General features: G+C 46.9%; 18 protein-coding genes. All 18 read left to right on the top strand.

Features of this window, described 5'->3' with window-relative positions:
• Positions 1-199: 199 nt before the first annotated feature.
• The 18 genes from QFZ81_RS30045 (at position 200) to QFZ81_RS29960 (ending at position 20,162) form a co-directional block, all read left to right on the top strand.
• The gene (locus QFZ81_RS30045; protein WP_307438581.1) at positions 200-1,291 is read left to right on the top strand and encodes a GerAB/ArcD/ProY family transporter; all 1,092 of its coding nucleotides are present in this window, start codon (positions 200-202) and stop codon (positions 1,289-1,291) included.
• The gene (locus QFZ81_RS30040) at positions 1,291-2,742 is read left to right on the top strand and encodes a spore germination protein (RefSeq protein ID WP_307438584.1); all 1,452 of its coding nucleotides are present in this window, start codon (positions 1,291-1,293) and stop codon (positions 2,740-2,742) included. The genes QFZ81_RS30045 and QFZ81_RS30040 overlap by 1 nt, the downstream gene beginning before the upstream one ends.
• Positions 2,739-3,902: a Ger(x)C family spore germination protein gene (locus tag QFZ81_RS30035; RefSeq protein WP_307438587.1), complete on the top strand. Its 1,164-nt coding sequence runs from the start codon at positions 2,739-2,741 to the stop codon at positions 3,900-3,902. The genes QFZ81_RS30040 and QFZ81_RS30035 overlap by 4 nt, the downstream gene beginning before the upstream one ends.
• A gap of 201 nt (positions 3,903-4,103) precedes the next feature.
• On the top strand, positions 4,104-5,036 hold the full coding sequence (locus tag QFZ81_RS30030) for a hypothetical protein (RefSeq protein WP_307438590.1): 933 nt from the start codon (positions 4,104-4,106) through the stop codon (positions 5,034-5,036).
• A 66-nt stretch (positions 5,037-5,102) separates the two neighbouring features.
• Positions 5,103-5,840, top strand: coding sequence for an ABC transporter ATP-binding protein (locus QFZ81_RS30025; protein ID WP_307438593.1), 738 nt, complete (start codon positions 5,103-5,105; stop codon positions 5,838-5,840).
• Positions 5,833-6,582 carry an ABC transporter permease gene (locus tag QFZ81_RS30020; protein WP_307605683.1) on the top strand — a complete coding sequence of 250 codons (750 nt, stop codon included), beginning with the start codon at positions 5,833-5,835 and terminating at the stop codon, positions 6,580-6,582. Before QFZ81_RS30025 ends, QFZ81_RS30020 begins: the two co-directional genes overlap by 8 nt.
• A gap of 4 nt (positions 6,583-6,586) precedes the next feature.
• Entirely contained in the window at positions 6,587-8,062 is a 1,476-nt protein-coding gene (locus QFZ81_RS30015; protein WP_307605682.1) for a sensor histidine kinase, read from the top strand.
• Complete coding sequence (locus QFZ81_RS30010; protein WP_047687167.1) at positions 8,059-8,748, top strand: response regulator transcription factor; 690 nt, start codon at positions 8,059-8,061, stop codon at positions 8,746-8,748. The genes QFZ81_RS30015 and QFZ81_RS30010 overlap by 4 nt, the downstream gene beginning before the upstream one ends.
• Before the next feature lie 385 nt (positions 8,749-9,133).
• Entirely contained in the window at positions 9,134-9,820 is a 687-nt protein-coding gene (locus QFZ81_RS30005) for an MgtC/SapB family protein (RefSeq protein WP_373462576.1), read from the top strand.
• 217 nt (positions 9,821-10,037) lie between these two features.
• The gene (locus QFZ81_RS30000) at positions 10,038-10,922 is read left to right on the top strand and encodes a TrmB family transcriptional regulator (protein ID WP_307438598.1); all 885 of its coding nucleotides are present in this window, start codon (positions 10,038-10,040) and stop codon (positions 10,920-10,922) included.
• On the top strand, positions 10,919-11,590 hold the full coding sequence (locus tag QFZ81_RS29995; protein ID WP_307605681.1) for an HD domain-containing protein: 672 nt from the start codon (positions 10,919-10,921) through the stop codon (positions 11,588-11,590). Before QFZ81_RS30000 ends, QFZ81_RS29995 begins: the two co-directional genes overlap by 4 nt.
• Positions 11,591-12,251: 661 nt before the next feature.
• Positions 12,252-13,505: a DUF445 domain-containing protein gene (locus QFZ81_RS29990; RefSeq protein ID WP_307438601.1), complete on the top strand. Its 1,254-nt coding sequence runs from the start codon at positions 12,252-12,254 to the stop codon at positions 13,503-13,505.
• A 40-nt stretch (positions 13,506-13,545) separates the two neighbouring features.
• On the top strand, positions 13,546-14,385 hold the full coding sequence (locus tag QFZ81_RS29985) for an ABC transporter ATP-binding protein (RefSeq protein WP_057302509.1): 840 nt from the start codon (positions 13,546-13,548) through the stop codon (positions 14,383-14,385).
• Positions 14,318-15,082 (top strand): ABC transporter permease, encoded by a 765-nt coding sequence (locus QFZ81_RS29980; RefSeq protein ID WP_307438605.1) that lies wholly within the window; start codon positions 14,318-14,320, stop codon positions 15,080-15,082. The genes QFZ81_RS29985 and QFZ81_RS29980 overlap by 68 nt, the downstream gene beginning before the upstream one ends.
• A 16-nt stretch (positions 15,083-15,098) precedes the next feature.
• On the top strand, positions 15,099-16,124 hold the full coding sequence (locus QFZ81_RS29975; protein WP_307438607.1) for an ABC transporter substrate-binding protein: 1,026 nt from the start codon (positions 15,099-15,101) through the stop codon (positions 16,122-16,124).
• A gap of 275 nt (positions 16,125-16,399) precedes the next feature.
• The gene (locus tag QFZ81_RS29970) at positions 16,400-17,359 is read left to right on the top strand and encodes an ABC transporter permease (protein WP_307438608.1); all 960 of its coding nucleotides are present in this window, start codon (positions 16,400-16,402) and stop codon (positions 17,357-17,359) included.
• An 84-nt stretch (positions 17,360-17,443) separates the two neighbouring features.
• Positions 17,444-19,174, top strand: coding sequence for an extracellular solute-binding protein (locus QFZ81_RS29965; protein ID WP_307605680.1), 1,731 nt, complete (start codon positions 17,444-17,446; stop codon positions 19,172-19,174).
• A 76-nt stretch (positions 19,175-19,250) separates the two neighbouring features.
• Entirely contained in the window at positions 19,251-20,162 is a 912-nt protein-coding gene (locus QFZ81_RS29960; protein ID WP_307605679.1) for a carbohydrate ABC transporter permease, read from the top strand.
• Position 20,163 lies beyond the last annotated feature (1 nt).

Below are 20,163 nucleotides of genomic sequence, written 5' to 3'. Positions count from 1 at the left end.
CACCTCACCCCTTCACCAAGCTCCCGTACGATGTAATTATTCATTAAATTTACACCCTCTCTTCTCTTTTTGCAATCGATGGAAGACCTAATTTCGATAGGTGTCTAAATCTAATTTGTCGCACCGCATAAATCCACTTGAATAGGAAATCTTAACTTATAAAAAGTTTCCACCTAATACCAATGTGGGAGATTAGCATATGTCTGGAACCAAGAAAATTACCGCGCTTCAACTATATTTTGTCTTAATCCTCTCGATTGGCATAACCAACCATGTCTTATTAATTCCGGTGCTGCTGCATTTAGGAAAGCGCGATTCCTGGTTCGGTGCAGCGGTCTCCCTGATTCCTTTGCTCATATGGGTATGTCTGCTTTATCTCGTTGTTAAACGTACGAAACAGCAGTATATGATGGAGTGGATCAAACAAAAGTTTGGGAAAGTGATCGTTTTTCCATTCAAAATAGGCCTTATTGTCATTTGTTTTGCCCATTCGATTATAACCATAAAAGATATGGTGACATGGACACATGTGACCTATTTACCTCGGACACCGCCTTTCATGATTAGTCTTCTGTTTATCATCTTTTGCTTTTTTGCGGCCCGGTCAGGGTTGCGAGCGATTGCAATAACCTCAGGCATTCTACTGCCGGTTGTCGTTTTACTTGGGTATTTTGTAATGGGAGCTAATTTCCAATATAAAGACTACAGCCTGCTTACACCTTTATTTACACACGGTTATGGACCTGCACTGACATCCATCATGCTTACTTGTGGCGCCTCTTTCGAGCTCCTAATTATCGTATTCCTTCAGCATCATGTCGCTACACGCATCCGGCTGCGGGCTTTATTGATTCTTGCGGCATGTGTAATTGGACTTACGATAGGACCGTTAACGGGCTCCATTGCCATATTTGGCCCCTTTGAAGCCGCGGATTTAAGGTATCCAGCCTTTGAACAATGGCGAATGGTCACATTGGGGAAATATATTTCCCATTTGGATTTCTTGTCTATTTTCCAATGGATATCAGGAGCTTGTGTCCGGACGTCGATGCTCATGTTTCTTAGCGTGGATGTTATTGGTATTCAAAAGAAGCGCACACGGACTCTAATCCTGATAGGGATTAGCCTGTTGTTCCTAGTGGTGAGCTTGTACCCAGTCACAGACAACCAGATGGTGTATCTGATTCAAAATAGATATTATCCCATTATGTTTGGAATAGGCTTAAGCTTGCTTCTTGTCTTGCTTGTGATGTCTATCCTGCCGGGGAGACGAAAGGAGAAGAATGCCTAATGAATGAGCAGGATTTACGAGATTGGTTTGCGTTGTCTGACGATGTCATCGTGAAATCTTATCGATTATCGGATGCTCATCCGAAAGGGCGAGTGATACTTATGTACTGTGAAGGTATGACCAATATGGATCATATCGAAAATCTCGTATTACCTAAGCTGGAAGGTCTATTCAAAAATGAAGTTGATGTTAACGCCTCAAAGCTAGATGTGAATACGATGCTTCAATTGCATGAAATTACGGGTTCCAACGCCATAGAGTCGATGACGGTTTCGTTGTATGCGGGAGCGCTGATCTTGTTTTTCGAAGAGACGCAATTACTGTATGCGTTGGATATCTCTGCGCCCCCCAACCGATCACCGGAGGAATCAAGTACAGAGACATCCATTAAAGGTCCAAGAGATGCGTTCACAGAAAGCATCATTACGAATATCGCGCTGGTTCGCAAACGCTTGCTGACACGCAGTCTTTGCTGTGAAAAAATGCAAATCGGCACGAGAACTAACACCTCTGTAGCTCTTCTTTATATAGACGATGTAATAAATGCTAGCGTGCTCCAGGAAGCAAAGCAGCGGCTTCAGGCTATTAACGTTGATGCCCTGATTAGCAGTTCGCAATTAGAAGAAGTGATGTGTGGGAGCAAATACCCATTCTTTCCTCTGTTGGATTATGCGGGAAGACCTGATTATGTAGCGGACAGCTTGCTGCGAGGACGATTCGCGGTTATGGTCGATGGTTCCCCCATGGTTCTTATTGCGCCAGCGAATCTGATGTATATATTGAAATCCCCTGAAGATGTGCACTCCCCCTATTATTATGTAGCATTCGAACGTATTTTGCGTTTGGTCGGGTTGGTCGTTTCAGCCTTATTGCCTGGTTTTTGGATTTCACTTTCTGCCTTTAATCTGGACCAAATCCCGTATCCGTTAGTAGCTACCATCGCCACATCCAGGCTGGGATTACCCTTGTCAGGTCCGATGGATTTTATTCTCATGCTGCTGCTGTTCGAATTGTTCCGTGAGGCTGGAGCACGGTTGCCTAAGGTGGTAGGACAGACCGTCACTGTCGTTGGCGGGCTTATTGTTGGGGACGCCGCGATACGCTCGGGAATCACGAGCCCTACAACATTAGTAGTGACCTCCATTTCGACGATATCGATGTACACCCTAGTGAATCAATCACTTGCGGGAACGATTACCGTGCTGCGAATCATGATTTTGATGATATCCACGATTTTCGGTATTTACGGTTTTATGGTATCCCTCATGGGGCTCATTTTATATTTGTCAACATTAGAATCATTCGGTGTGCCTTACTTATCGCCCTTGTCTCCGCCTCAGTTCAGGGATATCATTCCTTCCATATTGGCCAAGCCATGGAACAAACTAAAGCGAAGACCGAAGGCATTAAATACGAAGGATGACACACGCCAGGGCGGGGAGTCTTCATGATTACGAAAGGTTTAGGACGACTGGCCATCGGAATGCTGCTTTTGATTAGTCAGACAGGCTGTTGGGATATGAAGACGATCCAAGACACGAATTACGTTACAGCGATAGGCTTCGATTATCAAAAAGGGCGCTACGTGGTGTACTGTCAAATGTTAGACTTCTCCAGCGTGGCTAAACAGGAGGGCGGTAAAGGAGGGCAGCCACCCATGATTTGGGTCGGACAAGAGGAAGGGGACACGATTAATGATGCTTACACCCGTTTGCACAAAACAACACAGCAGCGAGTCTTTTGGGGGCATGTGGGTGCTTATGTTTTTACAAAAGAGGCTCTAAAGCAAGGAGTAGGAAAATTCACTGACAGTTCAGTACGCTATGGTGAAACAAGGTTTACCCAATGGGTTTATAGTACGGATGAGCCCATAGAGTCGATTTTCTCGGTCATCCCTTTTTTCAATGTCTCTCCTTTGTCCTCTATTCTTATGCAACCTGTTGAAAATTACCTTCAACGTTCTTTTATTCGTCCGCTTAAATTATATCGGGTTGCTGCCCTAGCTAGAGAGCCTGGGAACACGGTGATGATGCCCACCTTGGCCATTCGTAAGGATGTGTGGGTGAAAAATGAAAAACCAGATCCTAAATTAGAAGTAAGCGGTGTCTATGCGATAGCTAAAAAAAATCATGTGGAATGGCTTTCAGAAGATCAATTCAAAGGTGCGCGTTGGTTGGAAAAAAGCACTGTCCGTACACCTATGGTCGTTTATATAAATGGGAAAGCTGAACTATCTGTTTCTATACAGAATCCTAAAGCCCGCATTACACCTCGAATGAAAGGAGATCAACCCGTATTCGATATTCATATCGAAGCCAAGGCAATCGTTGCCGAATTGCTTGAGAACGTTGATGAAGATGCACTGAAAAAACAGATCGCCAAACAAATCCCTGAGGAAATCGAGCAAACGTTTAAGCAGGGAAGAAAGCACGATACGGATGTTTTTCAGCTCGAACATGTGTTATATAAACAAGCTTTTCCCGAGTGGTCTAAGCTTACATCTAACGGAGAGAAACCGCTCGAGGATTATCAATTAGGGGATATAAAAGTAGATATCCAGCTATCCCACTCAGGGATGCTTAAGATGAAAGAAAAAGAGCAGCAGTATTAGTCATTGACCCATATTGAAGCCTTCATCTCCGCAGATTTCGCGGTTTTGGAGGCTTTTTTTAATAAAGTTTTAAGAATTGTTTTAGGCACGGTTAATAGGTGATTTAGAGGCAGTTAATGCGGAGGGGATAAGATGAATACATGGAAGCGAGGAACGCATCCAAATTAGATAAAGCGTATGAATACGCGGAGGAAATAAGATATGAATAAGAAGTTAGCGATGTTGGGATTAGGCGTTGCGGTAGGCAGCATGATGCTAGTGACCTCGGTATATGCAGGTGTGGGAGACGCTCCCGGGTATGAGACATTCAAATCAGCATTCAAACAAACTGCAGCGGTGAAGAATGTAACTCGCCAGGTGAATGTGTCCTTACAAGACAATGGGGCTTCATTACTCAATGTGAAATCAACAATTAAGAGCACTGGCGTCGATCACGCTGGCAGCGCAGTAGTCACAGTGAAAAGTGGAACGGATGAGCAAACTATTCACTTCTACAGCCAAGATGGGAAGCAGATTGTAAAAACAGAGGATTCCGAGGTGTATAAAGTGCTGGAAGGTGAAGGCATGCCTGGCAAGTTCAAAGGGCATGAGCAAGCAAACCATACACCTGACCCACAAGTTATTAGCGAAGTGGAAAATGTGGTCGATGCATTGGTTGGTAACCTGAAGAACTATGTAACCATGAGTGAAGCACCTGGGAACGTGAAGGACATTCATTTTAAATTATCCGGAAGTCAAATTTCACCCGTTGTGAACACAATTGGCTCGCTGGTTATTAAACATGGCACTGTAGAGAACAATCACCGTCCAATCCCGGCTAAAGCAGATACTCTTGGTGTAGATGTAACAACACTCAAAAACAGCCTGCCTCAGCTTGTAACTGACATCAAAATGGATGAGGTCGAAGTGAACGCAAGCGTGGATGCTGATAACCACATTACGAATCAAACGGCACAAATTCATATTTCTGGTAAAGATGCTCAAGGTGCTGCACATGATGTGGTGTTAAGTGTAGATATGACTTTATCTAGTCTGAACTCCACAACGCCAGATACGATTGATTTGAACGGAAAACAAGTGGAAAATGTGAAGTTTGATGAGAATTCCCACAAAAACTGGGGAGAGAAACATTAATAGAAAGACTAGAGGAGGATTCAACGATTGTTGACCTCCTCATTCATTCTGAAAGGCGGCCCGTTCATGAAACCCGTAGTAGAAATTAAGAACCTCACGAAAACTTACAAAAATTTGCGCGGTATTCATCAAGTGAATATGACGGTGGAGCAAGGCGATATCTATGGTTTTTTTGGACCCAATGGCGCCGGTAAAACATCGGTCATGAAGATCATGACTGGTTTAACAAGAGCACAGCAAGGCGAAGTGAAGTTGTTCGGCCATGATGTGTCTACACATTATGAGCAGGCTATGGCGAAGGTTGGCGTGCTGATTGAAACAGCGGAAGCTTACACCTATATGAGCGGCAGGCGGAATCTGGAGCAGGCGGCGCGCTTTTATCCTGGGATCGGCAAGCAGCGAGTGGACGAAGTACTGGAGATCGTCGGACTCACCCCTTTTCAACATGAAAAGGTTGCGGGCTACTCACTTGGCATGAAGCAGCGGCTCGGACTAGCGGCAGCGATGCTGTCGAAGCCTGAACTGCTTATTCTGGATGAGCCGACCAATGGGCTCGATATTGAAGGGATGGTTCAAATTCGTGAAATCATCATGCACCTAGCGCGTGAAGAGCGAATTACCTTCCTCATCTCCAGTCATCTTATTCATGAAATGGAGCTGATGTGTAATCGCATGGGCATCATTCATCAAGGACGGCTTGTTCGCGAGGGACTTGTTTCTGAATTAGCCAAAGGCAGCGCGACGCTGGAAGAAGCGTACTTGCGCGAAATCAATGAAGTTAGGAGGCTCGCTGCCCATGCATAGCTTAACCGCCAACGTCTGGAACGAAACGATCAAACTCGCATCGAAGAAGAAAACCATTTTCTTCCTAGCTGTTACGCTGCTACTTCCGGTTATTGCAGGCTTATTGCTTGCACGCTTTCAAAGCGGCATCGGCATCGGAGCCATTGCATCGGGTGATTTCCCTATCGTCATGCTCGGTTTGTTTACGAGTATATTCCTGCCTTTGTTCGTGTTCATGGGAGCCGCGGATGTATTCGCTGGTGAGATGGGTGAACGCACGATGAAGAATACGCTCACTCGGCCCATTACTCGCTTCAAGGTTTTCGCATCCAAGCAAATTGCGCTGGGCGTGTACATTGCACTTTATTTAATCGCAGGTTTACTGGCCTCGATTATGTCAGCTCTATTTTTCCAAGACTTCGGAGGCGTAAGTACAGTGGTTACTTGGTTCCTCGCCTATGGCTCGGCCTTCGTTCCTCTGCTTGTGCTCAGTATTGCAGCCGTGCTTCTCGCGCAGTTCTTCTCCAGCAGCAGCTCCGCATTGACCGTTAGCATTCTTCTTTATTTGGCGTTTAAAGTAGCTGCTTTTTTCATTCCGCAAATTGCAACCTACTCGCCAACAGCTTACACAGATTGGCATATGCTCTGGATTGGCAGTTCGATGGCCATTGGCAAGATGAGCAGCATCTTTATGTTTTTGATGGCGTGTAGTATATTGTTTTTTACAGCAGGATTTTATTTGTTTGATAAAAAGGAGATTTGATCCGATGTCGATTCGTTTACGGCTGGTACTTTCCTATATAGCCATGCTGCTTGTACCGCTTGTGCTCTCCGTGCTAGCCGTGATCTTAATCAGCGTCGCAACGTTTGGGAATCTGAAGTCGGTCTTTCAGGTTGATTTCTCCCAAGGCAATCCGATTAAACGTGTTGTTGATCAAGAACTAGAAAATGTCGCTTATATGAAAGCGAAGACGGATACGGAACCGGATGCTTTTCTGGATCCTGCATTTGTGAAGGATTTAGAGGCCAAATTCCATAAAATTAATATGGGCATCATCATCCGGAAGGATAAAGAGATTACGTACGTTTCACCGTATATTAAGCAAGGGGAGGCTGAGAATACCTCCAAGCTGCCTTCTTTTGGCACATCATCGGGTCAATTTCAGCGAAATCAAGGTTCCCTGTGGATAACTAGGCAGCAGGATTTTTTATTTTCAGATAATAGTAAAGGCTCTGTATTCGTTTTTCTGGATGGCGGTCCCTTTCAAAAGTATCTTCACCAATTTTCGAAATCCGTCATTGTTACGTTTATTCTTATTCTCGTATTGACGAATGGTGTACTGACTTACTTCGTTTCTCGCAGTATTATTAGGCCTCTAAGAGCACTCAAACGTGCGGCGGAGGAGATCAAGGAAGGCAATCTCGACTTTGAGATTGTACCGCATTCCGATGATGAAATTGGTGAGCTGAGTACGGCATTTGAAGAAATGCGGCGTAAGCTCAAGAAATCCGTAGAGGTTCAGCTTCAATATGAAGAGAACCGCAAGGAGCTTATTTCGAATATTTCCCACGATCTCAAGACGCCGGTTACGGCGATTAAAGGATATGTCGAGGGGATTATGGACGGTGTATCGAATTCCCCAGATAAGCTGGATCGGTACATTCGAACCATCTATAATAAAGCAGCTGATATGGACCGGCTCATTGATGAATTATTTCTGTTCTCCAAGCTGGATTTGGGCAAAGTGCCTTTTCAATTCGAGAAGGTTGATCTTGGACAATACGTGTTGGATTGCGCGCAGGAATTGCAGTTCGATATGGAGAAAAAAGGGGTTCAGTTCGCGCTCACCGAGCTGCCGAAGTCACCGCTGTATGTAACGGCAGACCGTGACAAGCTCAGACGTGTCCTGCTGAACATTATCGAAAATGCGATAAAATATAGTGAAGAAGGCAAATGCCACATTACCTTAACGTTGAGAGAGATAGACGGCAATGCCGTCATTCAAATAAAAGATAGAGGTCAAGGCATATCGGAGGAATCGCTTCCTCATATTTTTGATCGGTTTTACCGGGCAGATCCTTCACGTAACACGGCTACCGGAGGAAGCGGGCTTGGACTGGCGATAGCCAAACAAATTATGGAAGAGCACGGCGGGAGAATCAGCGCATCCAGTATCATGGGGCGGGGGACGACCGTATACATGGCATTACCGCTTAGTCAGCAGGGGGAGAGCGAAGGATGAGTCGAATCTTAATTATTGAAGACGAGCAAAGTATTGCAGAGCTGGAGCGGGATTATTTGGAGATCAGCGGCTATGAAGTCGATATCGAAAATAGCGGGGACAAGGGGCTCCAGCGAGCCCTCTCTACGGATTATGATCTCATTATTCTCGACCTTATGCTGCCGAAGGTGGATGGTTTCGAAATCTGCCGGCGTATTCGAAGTGAGAAGGACATTCCCATCGTGATGGTTTCCGCTAAAAAGGAAGACATCGATAAAATTCGCGGCCTCGGCCTCGGCGCTGACGATTACATGATCAAGCCCTTCAGCCCCAGCGAGCTGGTTGCCAGAGTGAAAGCCCATTTAGCACGCTACGAACGGCTGATGGGGCGGCGCGAAACGCGGAATGATGAAGTCCGCATCCGCGGTTTGATGATTGATAAAACAGCGCGCCGTGTTTTTGTGAACGAGAAAGAAGTCGTCTTCACGACGAAAGAATTCGATCTGCTCACCCATCTGGCGATGAATCCAAATCGGGTGTACAGCAAAGAGCAGCTTTTTGACCTTCTATGGGGGATGGACGCCATGGGGGAAATCGCGACAGTGACGGTACATATTCGCAAGCTGCGCGAGAAAATCGAGCAAGACCCGTCCAACCCGCAATACATCGAGACCATCTGGGGAGCGGGATACCGGTTTCGGATTTGACAGGAAAGCCTGGGAAGAGCATGACTCTTCTTGGGCTTTTTGTTTTTCAGGGACATTGGTCACGCCCGGTGAGAGCTCGGAAACGGAGCCTATCTCGGTGGATGCCAGCCGAAAGTGCGTTTTAAGAGCCTAATCGTCTACGCTCCATTGCTTAGAACCGCCGAAAGCGCGGAAACCGACTTCTCATGCCCCATATTCTGGCCTCGCCACAGTGTCGCTTTGAGATAAGCGCGTTTTCGGAGCCTATCTCTGTGGACGCCAGACGAAAGCTTGTATCTCGAGCGTAATCGTCTATAAGATGATGTAGTAATTAACAAATGGTCATTTACTCCATTGTAATGTTAAGATATTGTAAAGGTAATTTACACAGAGGAGAAAACTTACAATGATACTTTCCGTGGATTGGCACATTTTAATGAAATTAGGGATCTCAGCTATATTTGGTCTCATTATTGGCCTGGAACGAGAAATCAGGAATAAGCCGCTCGGACTCAAGACTTCTTTAGTCATTTGCTTAAGCAGCTGCTTGCTGACGATCGTGTCCATCGAATCGGCCAATAAATACGCCGTCATGGGACTGCACGTGATGGACCCCATGCGTCTAGCTGCGCAAGTCGTTAGTGGAATCGGTTTTCTTGGGGCTGGGGTCATCCTTCGCAAACACAATGATGTCATTATCGGATTAACGACAGCTGCAATGATCTGGGGGGCGGCCGGACTTGGGATTGCGGTTGGGGCAGGCTTCTTTGTAGAAGCGTTTTTTGGACTCCTACTTATCATGATTAGCGTCGTAGTTTTGCCTTATTATATTAAGAAAATGGGTCCAAGACCGCTGATTATGAAAGACCTGCGCGTGAGGCTCGTCGTCTCCCATGACGGCAACTTAACGACGATTATCAAAGCGATCATTGCTAAAGGCTACAAGATGAAAAGCGTACATATTAAAGAGCTGAACCAGGAGCAGCAAGAGCTGAATTTCATCGTGTATATTGATAGGAAATATGCTTCGGAAGTGTATGATGAGTTGAAAAGTATGGATTATATTGAGATTGCAGAAGTTGAGACTCTGTAGGGGGCAAAAGAAGTAATAGGATCGGATTGTGGTTTTTGACGCAATCCGGTCCTTTTTATAATTAGCTCGAAGTACCTGATGAAGCAGCACATCTTGCACCGAGTTCAGCTAATGCACTGGATAGGGAGCAGAAGTCTATACAACTTGAAGTGGAAAATCATGTTACAATATTGATCAAGAAATCATAACGGGTTAATGAATGAAAAGGGGCGCTGGCATGGAGGATGTTCATCTGCATTTAAAAAATCTTGGCTTCACAGACCTTGAAGCCAAGTGCCTGCACGTGCTCGCCGAAAGCGGCACGCAGACGGGCTACGAAATCGCCAAGCAGCTTGGCGTTTCGCGCTCGAATGTCTACTCCGCGCTGCAGAAGCTCGCGGAGAAGGGGGCTGTGCTCACTAGTCACGGTGAGCCCACGCATTATCAGAGCGTGCCGATCGAAGAGATCGGCGAGCGAATTGAAGCGGAGCTGCAAGCCTCGATCCGCTACGTGAAAGCGCACATGCCGAAGCAGGATGCGCACCGCTCGGAGTACTTCAGCTTGGAGGGAGACGCGAAGGTCATCGAGCGTATACGAACTGAGCTCAAAAAGGCGAAGGAAGAAGCGCTCTGTGAGCTATGGTCGGAAGAAGCGCAGCTTCTGAAGGAAGTTCTTCGTCAAGTGCCAGCGCAAGGCGTGCGCTTGCTGGTTTCGACGATTGGCGAAGCGGAGCTGCCAAGCGGGGTTCATCAATTCCAGCACGGACGCGAAGAGGGTTGGCAGAAGCGCAATGGGCGGAAATTTACGCTGCTGATCGACCGTAAGCTGGCAATTGTTGGCACGCGAGGCGGCGAGGAGCCGGCTCTGGCGATGATGACGGAGCATCCAGCGATGGTCGAGCTGCTGCTGAACAATTTTTTTCGTGATGTGGTGATCCACGAGCTGCAGCAGGATATGGGCGCAAAGCTAGAAGATAAATATGGCAAGAACTTCAAAAAAATTATTCAGAAGTACACCGAGGTAAAGGTAATGGATCCCCAACCGGCGGGTGTAGGGAAGTCGCTGGAAGGCAAGTCTAGTGAAGGAAAGTCTGCCGAAGGAAAAAGGAGAAAGAAGAAATGACGCAGCATGACGAGGAACAAACGAAGATAGAGGGAATTCTACTCGCAGCGGAAGCGCTCGTGAAGGAGAAGCTGGAGCGCGATAGCAGCGGCCACGACTGGTGGCACATTTATCGCGTCGTGCAGACGACGAAGCGTATTGCTGCCCAGGAGGGCGCTGACGGATTCGTCTGCGAGCTTGCGGCGCTGCTTCACGACGTCGTCGACGAGAAGCTGAACGCCGATCCAGCCGCTGCGCAGCGCGAGCTGGAGGCGTGGCTCGCTGCCAGCGGCACACCAGCGGAGCAAGTGCAGCACGTGCTGGAGATCATCAGCACGATGTCGTTCAAGGGCGGTGCGCGTCCACCTATGCGCACGCTGGAAGGCCAAGTCGTGCAGGATGCCGACCGGTTGGATGCGATAGGCGCGGTAGGCATCTCGCGCGTATTCGCTTATTCGGGCTGGAAAGGCCGCCCGATTCACGATCCTACCGTCATGGCTCGTGAGCATATGACGGAGGCGGAGTATCGCGCGGGGAAAGATACCGCGATTAATCACTTCTACGAGAAGCTCCTGAAATTGAAGGAGCTTATGAACACAGACTACGCCCGGCAGCTGGCAGAGGAGCGGCACCGCTTCATGGAGCAGTACCTCGAACAATTTTACGCGGAGTGGGAAGGCGAGCGATAGCAAACGAAAAAGAGCCAATGATGGCTCTTTTTTTGGTGAGATAGGCTGGTCTTTTCGCTTTTGCAGATAAGAATGTTGTACAGCATACAACATTTTTTAGGATTTCATGGTTCCAAATGAAAATTGTTGTACGCTGTACAACAATTTGTTCTAATTTGCTTCAAAGATGCTCGATTTGAGGGGGATTGTTGCACTTTGTACAACTCCGGAGAGGATATCCACACCTTAAGGGGCACATTGTTGTATAAAGTACAACTTCGCTTCTCTTTCAGTTATATGCGCAGCTTATCTTGCTACTATTCGTACCGTTGCCCAGCCCGATTGCTGATCTCGCAAATCACTTACCCTAGCCCAATCAAACCGTCCCACTCATTCCCAAAGCTATCACTCAAAAGACGGCTTCGTCAGCGGACAATTCGGCAGCCCAGAATCTCCCCATTATATTCCGCCAGCATACGCAGGAAATAGCACGTTTCGGGTAAATGATGCTCAAGGAACCAAAGTGTCAACCGGCTACGCAGGCTCATGGAACTTTATACATTTATTAAGTATCAACGAACTATATTCAACAAAAAAAGGGTCAAGATCAGTTTTCGTCGCATTTTGTGATAAAATAGAAGGAATGATTAATTAACTTCGAGCAGAAAGAGATGTTATGACAATGAAAAGAGAAGCAAAGTATATAGCGACGGTTTCCTTAGGGGTTATGGGAGCAGGCTTTCTGGCCACGCTGCCCACACCGGTTTCATCAACAATATGGGGAACCTTTTTGCAGGGTGGTTTTGAGGCTGGAGTTGTAGGCGGCTTGGCTGACTGGTTTGCGGTTAGTGCCCTGTTCCGTCACCCTCTTGGCATTCCGATTCCACATACGGCCTTATTACCGAAGAATCGTGAGAAGATTACGAAAGCGCTCGTTTCAACGGTTGAAAATGAACTGCTTTCCAAGGAAACGATTCGTACTCGCTTGCAGCAAATCCGTTTCTTAGAGCGTGGGCTTGAATTAGCGGAAACTCATTTGGACAACGAAGCCCTTCACAAAGGTCTCTCGACACTAGCCAAACAGGCTCTTAACGCGATTGATCTGAACAAATTGACGCCGCTATTAGCGGAGGAAATTCATAAAGCCCTCCAAGACTTAGATACGAGTCGACTCGTTCGTACGATTGTAGACAGCATTGCCCACGGCGGTTATGACGGCAAAACGTTTGATTTTGTTATTGATAAAGTGGAAGCATGGGCCATTAAGGCGGATACGCGCGATCAGCTGGGCGCTATGGCGCTCAAAGCGTTCGAGGGTCTGCAATCGAATGGCTTCATGGCATTTGCCGTTAATGCGTTCATCGGTATGGTGAATGAAGAGAAGATCGGGGGTATTATCCAGAACTTCGTTCTTTCCTACATCGAGCAAATGCGAACGAAAAATCATCCGCGAAGAGAAGCGGTTCTTACTTTTATTCGGAATGAGCTGAACAAGCTTGAGCGGAATCCACAGCTTTTGGCTGAGCTAGAAGGTTTGAAAGCGAAGCTGCCGGGCCTATTTGATCTCGATGAGAAATTATCGGGGCTGTTAGAGCGGTTGAAGGCGAAGGCAGAGGATTTCGTGGATCAGCCCGATTTTGTGCCTCAGCATGTGGTTCCGGTGGTTCGTAAAATGCTGATTTCGGTGAAGGAAAACGAGGATATGCTGCAGCGCGGCGAGAGCTGGATTCAAGAGCAAATCGCTGCTTATTTGGAGCAAAATCACAGCAAAATCGGTCTGCTCGTCAAAGAAAATCTGGATAAGCTGACTAATGATAAGCTGACCCAGTTGATGGAAGATAAGCTCGGCAATGATTTGCAGTGGATTCGTGTCAACGGTGCGATATGCGGATTTATCATCGGACTTGGCTTGGCAGGGTTAAAAATGCTGTTTTAGGTGAAAAACGACGGGACATGCCCGAGTGGAGGTAGGCATTTTGATCGAGATTAAAGGAGTTAGTAAGACGTTTGTTCAGCGATTAGGCGGCAGCTATCAGGCGCTGGATAATATCACTTTAACGATTGAAAAAGGGGAGTTCGTCTCCCTGCTGGGCCCGTCTGGATGCGGGAAATCGACTGTGCTGAATTTGGTCGCAGGCTTCGATACGCAGAGTGATGGCGTTATTCAGGTGAATGGGAAAAAGGTGACCGGCGCTGGCGCGGACCGTGTCGTCGTGTTCCAAGAGCATGGTCTATTCCCATGGTTGACGGTACTGGACAATGTAGCCTTCGGACTCAAGCAGAAGGGTATTGGAAAAAAAGAGCGTTACGAGCTGGCGATGGAACAGATCAAAGCTGTGCATCTCAGCCGTTTTACCGATCGTTATCCGCATGAGCTTTCGGGCGGGATGAAGCAGCGGGCCGCAATCGCCCGGGCGCTTGCCATGGACCCAGAGATTTTGTTGATGGACGAGCCGTTCGCCGCTTTGGATGAGCAAACGCGCCTTATTTTGCATAAAGAACTGGAAGAAATCTGGATGCGTACACGCAAAACGATCCTCTTCATTACCCATAACATTCGTGAAGCCGTGATCCTCTCGGATCGTGTATTCGTGATGTCCACGCGTCCCGGGACTATTAAGAAGGAGTTCGCCGTGAAAGCGGCGAGACCTCGGGATAGCGCAGACACCGTGCTCCATCATGTGGAGAATTCGATCATGGACGCGCTGGCAGACGAGCTGGAGAAAGTGGTAAGGGAGGAGACTGGCGATGAGTACAGCATCAAGAAGAACGATTTTTCTGGTACTGCTTCTGATAGCTTGGGAGGCGGGATTTAGATTATTCGGATGGGGATGGAAGTTCCCTTCGCCCACCCAAACCTTGCAAGCCTTCTACGATGGGTTGGTGCATGGAGAACTGCTCCAAGCGACAATTGCGAGTATGGCGAGGTTGTTGGTTTCCTTTGCTTTGTCTTTGCTAATTGGTACAACCCTTGGGTTCCTATTCGCACGCTACCGAATGCTGGATGATACGATTGGATTTCTGGTAGTTTCTTTGCAGACCATTCCGAGTATTGCTTGGCTGCCTTTTGCTATTATTTGGTTTGGTCTTAACGAATCTTCCGTTATTTTCATTACGACACTCGGAGCAACCTGGACGATGGCATTGGCCAGCCGTACCGGGATCAAAAACATCCCCCCTATTTATTTGCGCGCCGCGCAGACGATGGGAACGGGCAATGGGTTTAATCTATTCGTGCAGGTCATGATTCCTGCCGCTTTCCCGCATTTGATCAATGGTGTACGCACGGCTTGGGCTTTCGCATGGCGCGCGCTTGTTGCCGGTGAGCTCATTGCCAAAGGGGCTGGACTTGGTCAGCTTTTGCAGGACGGAAGAAATCTGGGCGATACATCACTGATGCTGTGCATTGTCATTATTATCGCGGTACTGGGCACGGTATCTGATCACTTCTGCTTTAAGAAACTCGAAGATAAAGTGCTAGAGCGATATGGCCTCGCTGGCTCGAAGTCTTGAGTAGGGGGCGGGTCGGATGAGAAAACGTGCATGGCTGTTGTTGCTGCTTCTAGTCGTGGTTTCGATGGTGAGTGCTTGCGGTGAGAAGCTGACTCCTACAGGCAAAGCTCAGGTGGTACGAGTTGGCGTATTCAAAAATGTCACACATGCCGCAGCCTACATCGCGCTCGAAAAAGGTTATTTCGCCCGGGAGTGGGGCAACGAAGTTAAGATTGAGGTCACAGCCTTCGATAACGGCTCTGACCTATCCATCGCTATGGCGACAGGGGATATCGATGTAGGATTCGTCGGCCCTGGGCCTGCGACAACTTTCTTTTTGAAAAGTGGGAATTACCGGGTCGTATCCGGTTCGAATAATGGCGGCGCGGTGCTTGTGGCCCGGAATGGCACAGGAATTAATAGCGTTAAAGATTTAGTAGATAAAACGATCGCGATCCCGTCCAAAGGAAACACGAACGAAATCTCGCTGCGCATGCTGCTGCAGCAAGAAGGTGTGAGCTTGGGCAGAAGTGCTGAGAGTGCGCACCTTATTGTGCGCTCACCGTCGGATGCGCTGATCTCCTTCCGCCAGAAGGAGATCGATGCGACGCTCGTCCCCGAGCCATGGGGGACACAGATCGAGAAGGCCGGACTTGGCAAAGTCGTCGTAGATTGGAAGGCGATCCCGCCGAACAATGGCGATTATCCGACGGTCATCATGGTCGCGAGCGACAAGTTCATTGCGCGGCACCGGGATATGGTGAAGGGCGCGATCAAGGCGAATAGGGATGGCATCGCGTTCATCCAGAACAGTCCCGAGCAAGCCTATGATCTCATCAACAACCAGCTGAAACAATACAGCGGTAAAGGGATGGACAAAGGCTTAATCAAAGCCTCGCTGAGCCGTTTGAAACTCACCACAGACGTTGACGTCAAGGTGATGGAGGAGATGGCGAAGGTATCCATCGATGCTCGCTATATTAAGGGCATTAACAAAGAGGAGCTCAACCTTAGTACATTCGTCGATTTGTCGATGCTCGAAGAAGTAAAGAATGGGAAGTAAGGGAAGAAGCCTGTTTCTATCCGAATTTTGGATGGAAGCTGGCTTCTTTTCTGTCCTTCAAGGTGTAGAATTAATTTTACAGAAAATTTAAAAATAGGAACCCAAAAAAGTATTGTCAAACGAAACCAATGCCATTATACTGGAAATAGTTTCAATATGAAAGCGATTCCAGAAAACGCTTACTTGTGTAATTTTTATCTCGATTCTTTTATTTTATGTAATATGGAATCGATACCAGACGAGTTTGCAGAAGCCCATAGGAAGGTGGTCATAACATGGAAACGAATCTGCCGCAAGCTAGAGTTGGCGCTGCGGTGAAGAAGAAAAATGCTGATCTGGGGAAAAGAATATTACAACACAAGCATTTATATCTCATGCTCCTTCCCTGTATTGTATTCTTCGTTATTTTTTCGTATATCCCGATGGGTGGACTCATGCTAGCCTTTAAGAACTACCAGTTTAACAAGGGAATCCTTGGCAGTCCTTGGGTCGGCTTAACGTATTTCAAAGCTTTTTTTAACGATTATCAAAGCGGGAAGTTGATTAAAAACACACTTATTATCAGCAGTATTAAAGTATTTTTGGGGCTGCCTTTTCCGATTCTGCTTGCGTTGATGTTCAATGAAGTCAGAAGCCGAAGATTTCGCGGAATCACACAGAGCATATCCTATTTGCCGCATTTTCTTTCCTGGGTTATCGTCATTGGCCTTATGCAGCGGGTTCTTGCTCCCGAGACAGGGCTGCTGAACGAGGCGATCCGATTCTTCGGCGGAGACGGAAGCACTTTTTTCATGATGGAGAGCAAGTACTTTTATCCACTCATGTTTGGAAGCCATATTTGGCAAAGTATAGGATGGGATTCCATCATTTATTTGGCCGCTATTGCCAGCATTAATCCTGAGCTGCATGAAGCCGCTAAGATTGATGGCGCTAATAAATGGCATGAAATCTGGCACGTTACCTTGCCGGGCATTCGGTTAACGATTTCGATCCTGTTTATTTTGTCGCTGGGCAGCATTCTGCAAGCGGGATTTGATCAAATTTATCTGATGAGAACACCCGGGAATATGGAGTTAGCTGATATTCTTGACACCTATATCATTCGTGTAGGCCTTCAAAATGGACAATACGGCTATGCGACTGCTGTTGGTTTAATGCAGGGTGTTATTGGACTGATTCTTGTCGTAACTGCCAATCGAGCTTCCAAAAAGTTTTTTGACGAATCTATATGGTAGCGCTACCATGATTTCCGTTTTTCAACAGTTGAAGGACGCCTTCGGGTGTTATTCATAAAAATTGAAAGATAAGGGGAGTATTGTATGAGCAAAAGATGGGTCAAATGGGTTACCATGCCTATGGCAGCAAGTTTACTGCTTGCCGGTTGTGAAAGTTCCAGTCAACCAGCAGGTGGAGGGGACAATGCTAGTACAACACCGTCAACCACAGCCAGCAGCGGCAAGCCCGCAACTTGGATTGCAGACAGAACAATCAAGGGGCTTCTGTTTATTGACAGCGATGATATAACCAAAGACATCAATCCGGAGATTGCCAAGAAGCTGAAAGAAATGACAGGGATTACTTTGCAAATGGAAGGTGTAAACTCGGAGCACGCGATTGACGGCCTTATTGCAGGGCTCGCTTCTAACGACTTGCCTGACTTCATCGTTTATTATCTCAATAACAGTGGACGCAAAGAAATGCCAGTCATTCTGAAAGCTGCCAAAGAAAACATGTTCACTGACCTGACTCCTCTTATAAAAGGCACCAAGATATACAGCAAATATCTGGATGATAAATATTTGCCGCTTGATACGAAGAACGGCGTTATGTTCCGTCCGGAATTTAACGGCTCCAGTTACTTTGTCCATATGAACGTTCAAAGAGAGGGCGGCTACGAAGAACGCAAGTATGTCGGAGGTCCTTTCATACGCAAAGATATTGCCGAAGCGTTGAAGGTTGATCCTCGAACGATTAAAACAACGGATCAAGTATATGAATTGGCACAGAAGATCAAAGACGGGAATTTCAAAGATAAAAACGGAAAAGCGGTTACCCCCCTCGGACCTAGATACTGGGGTAATAGCAATCACGAGAATGGACCCCTGTTCAATGATTTGACCTGGGGAGCGATTGACCAAGGCTTCGAAAAGAACAAGGAAGGTAAAATTGTTCACGAAAGCAAGACAGAATATCCGATGAAGCGTATTGAGTTCGTTCAGAAGCTTTTGAAGGAAAAAATAATGGCTCCAGATTATTACGCGATGCAGGAAAATAAAGCGACTGAAGGAGCTATTAACGGTTCATTTGGCATCATCGGCGATATGCATAGCTATTTGGACTTCAATAAAGATATGAGCTATCTTCCGCTTGGACCTATTAATTCTTTGGATGGAAGCTACCGGATGTCGGTTGATTATAAGAGCGGGTACATGGCCTGGTCGATTCCGAAAACAACGAAAAATCCGCAGGATGTCGTCAAATTTGCCGATTTCCTGGCCAGTCGTGAAGGCAAGCTGCTCTGGCAGTACGGTCTAGAGGGAAGAGACTTTACGCTGGATGCCAAAGGCAATCCGTTGGTCAAGAAAGAAGTGTTGGAGCTTCGGAACAAAGATCCGAAAGCGGCCAAGGAGCTTGGCTTTGAGGGAGTAGGGAATGGCTGGGGAAGCTATCTCGGCAGTACGGATATCAACAGGCTGGGCGATTTCGGCGAAATGCAGTATGGTGATTCTGTTTCACCGGAAGCCAATGCGACACCGCTGAAAATTGCCGAGTACTGGGGCTATGACGAGAAAAAGAAAAACGCAATCATCAACGACGGCTATCGTCCGCTTTCATTTATTAATGAGCTTGCGACAGGGAATGAATTAAAAACAGCCTTAACGAACTACAATGAAAGCGTCATTCGCGCGTTCTATGCCAAGAGCTTGGATGAAGCGCAAAAAATTCTAGATGCATCGAAAAAGCAATTACAGGCAGCTGGCTTGGACAAATTCGAAGAACTGCTTCAGAAGAAGGACAGCGATCCTAAAACGAAGGTTATTCTCAAATAATGAATGGATAGTAGGGAAGCGGGCGCTCCCCCAGGTAACGGCGGGAGCGCACTTCTTAGTCAGGGGTGAGATTAACGTGGGAAATGAATTTTATAAGCTCTCAGCAGGTGAAAAAATATTCAAATTCGTTAATTATGCACTCATTATTCTCCTGTGCCTGTCCATCATATTGCCTTTTCTGAATATATTGGCACTTTCCTTTAACGCAGGTAAGGATGCGGAAAGAGGAGGCATCTATTTCTGGCCCCGCGTATGGACGCTAGAAAATTATCGTGAAGTGTTTACATCGGCTAATATCGGCAAAGCATTTGCCATTTCCATATTTCGTACGGCTCTAGGCACCATTTCAGGCGTGTTTTTATCAGCTATGGCTGCCTATACGCTAAAAAGCAAGACGATGCCGGGCGTGCGATTTTTTACGCTTATGGTCTTTTTTACGATGTTGTTCTCTGGCGGCATTATTCCTTATTATATGCTGCTTAAAAATCTGCATTTGACCAATACAATCTGGGTCTATGTTCTTCCGGGACTATATAGTGCGTGGAATTTGATCATCATGCGGACGTTTTTTCAGCAAATTAGCATCAGTCTGGAGGAATCGGCAAAGCTGGATGGCTGCAGCGACTTTGGTATTTTTATGCGGATTATCATGCCGCTCAGTAAGCCTGTGCTGGCAACTATATCTTTGTTTACAGCTGTGAGTCATTGGAATGATTGGTTCACAGGAGCATTTTTTGTCCGAACCGCGTCGCTTAGACCTTTGTCCACCCTGCTGCAGGAGATGTTAACCAAACAGGATGCAATTCGAGAATCCCTGATGCAGGCTGCCGGTACGACGCAATTTCAAATGCTTGAACGCATGCAGCTTACGGGAGATTCCCTGAAGATGGCGACGATCATCGTAGTTGTGGCACCGATTATTGCTGCCTACCCCTTTATTCAGAAGTATTTTGCCAAGGGTGCGATGATTGGATCGGTCAAAGAATAGA

Source organism: Paenibacillus sp. V4I9 (genome assembly GCF_030817295.1).
Taxonomy (GTDB): domain Bacteria; phylum Bacillota; class Bacilli; order Paenibacillales; family NBRC-103111; genus Paenibacillus_E.
Note: the sequence above shows the minus strand (reverse complement) of the source record. Positions and strands in the feature narration are given on the sequence as shown.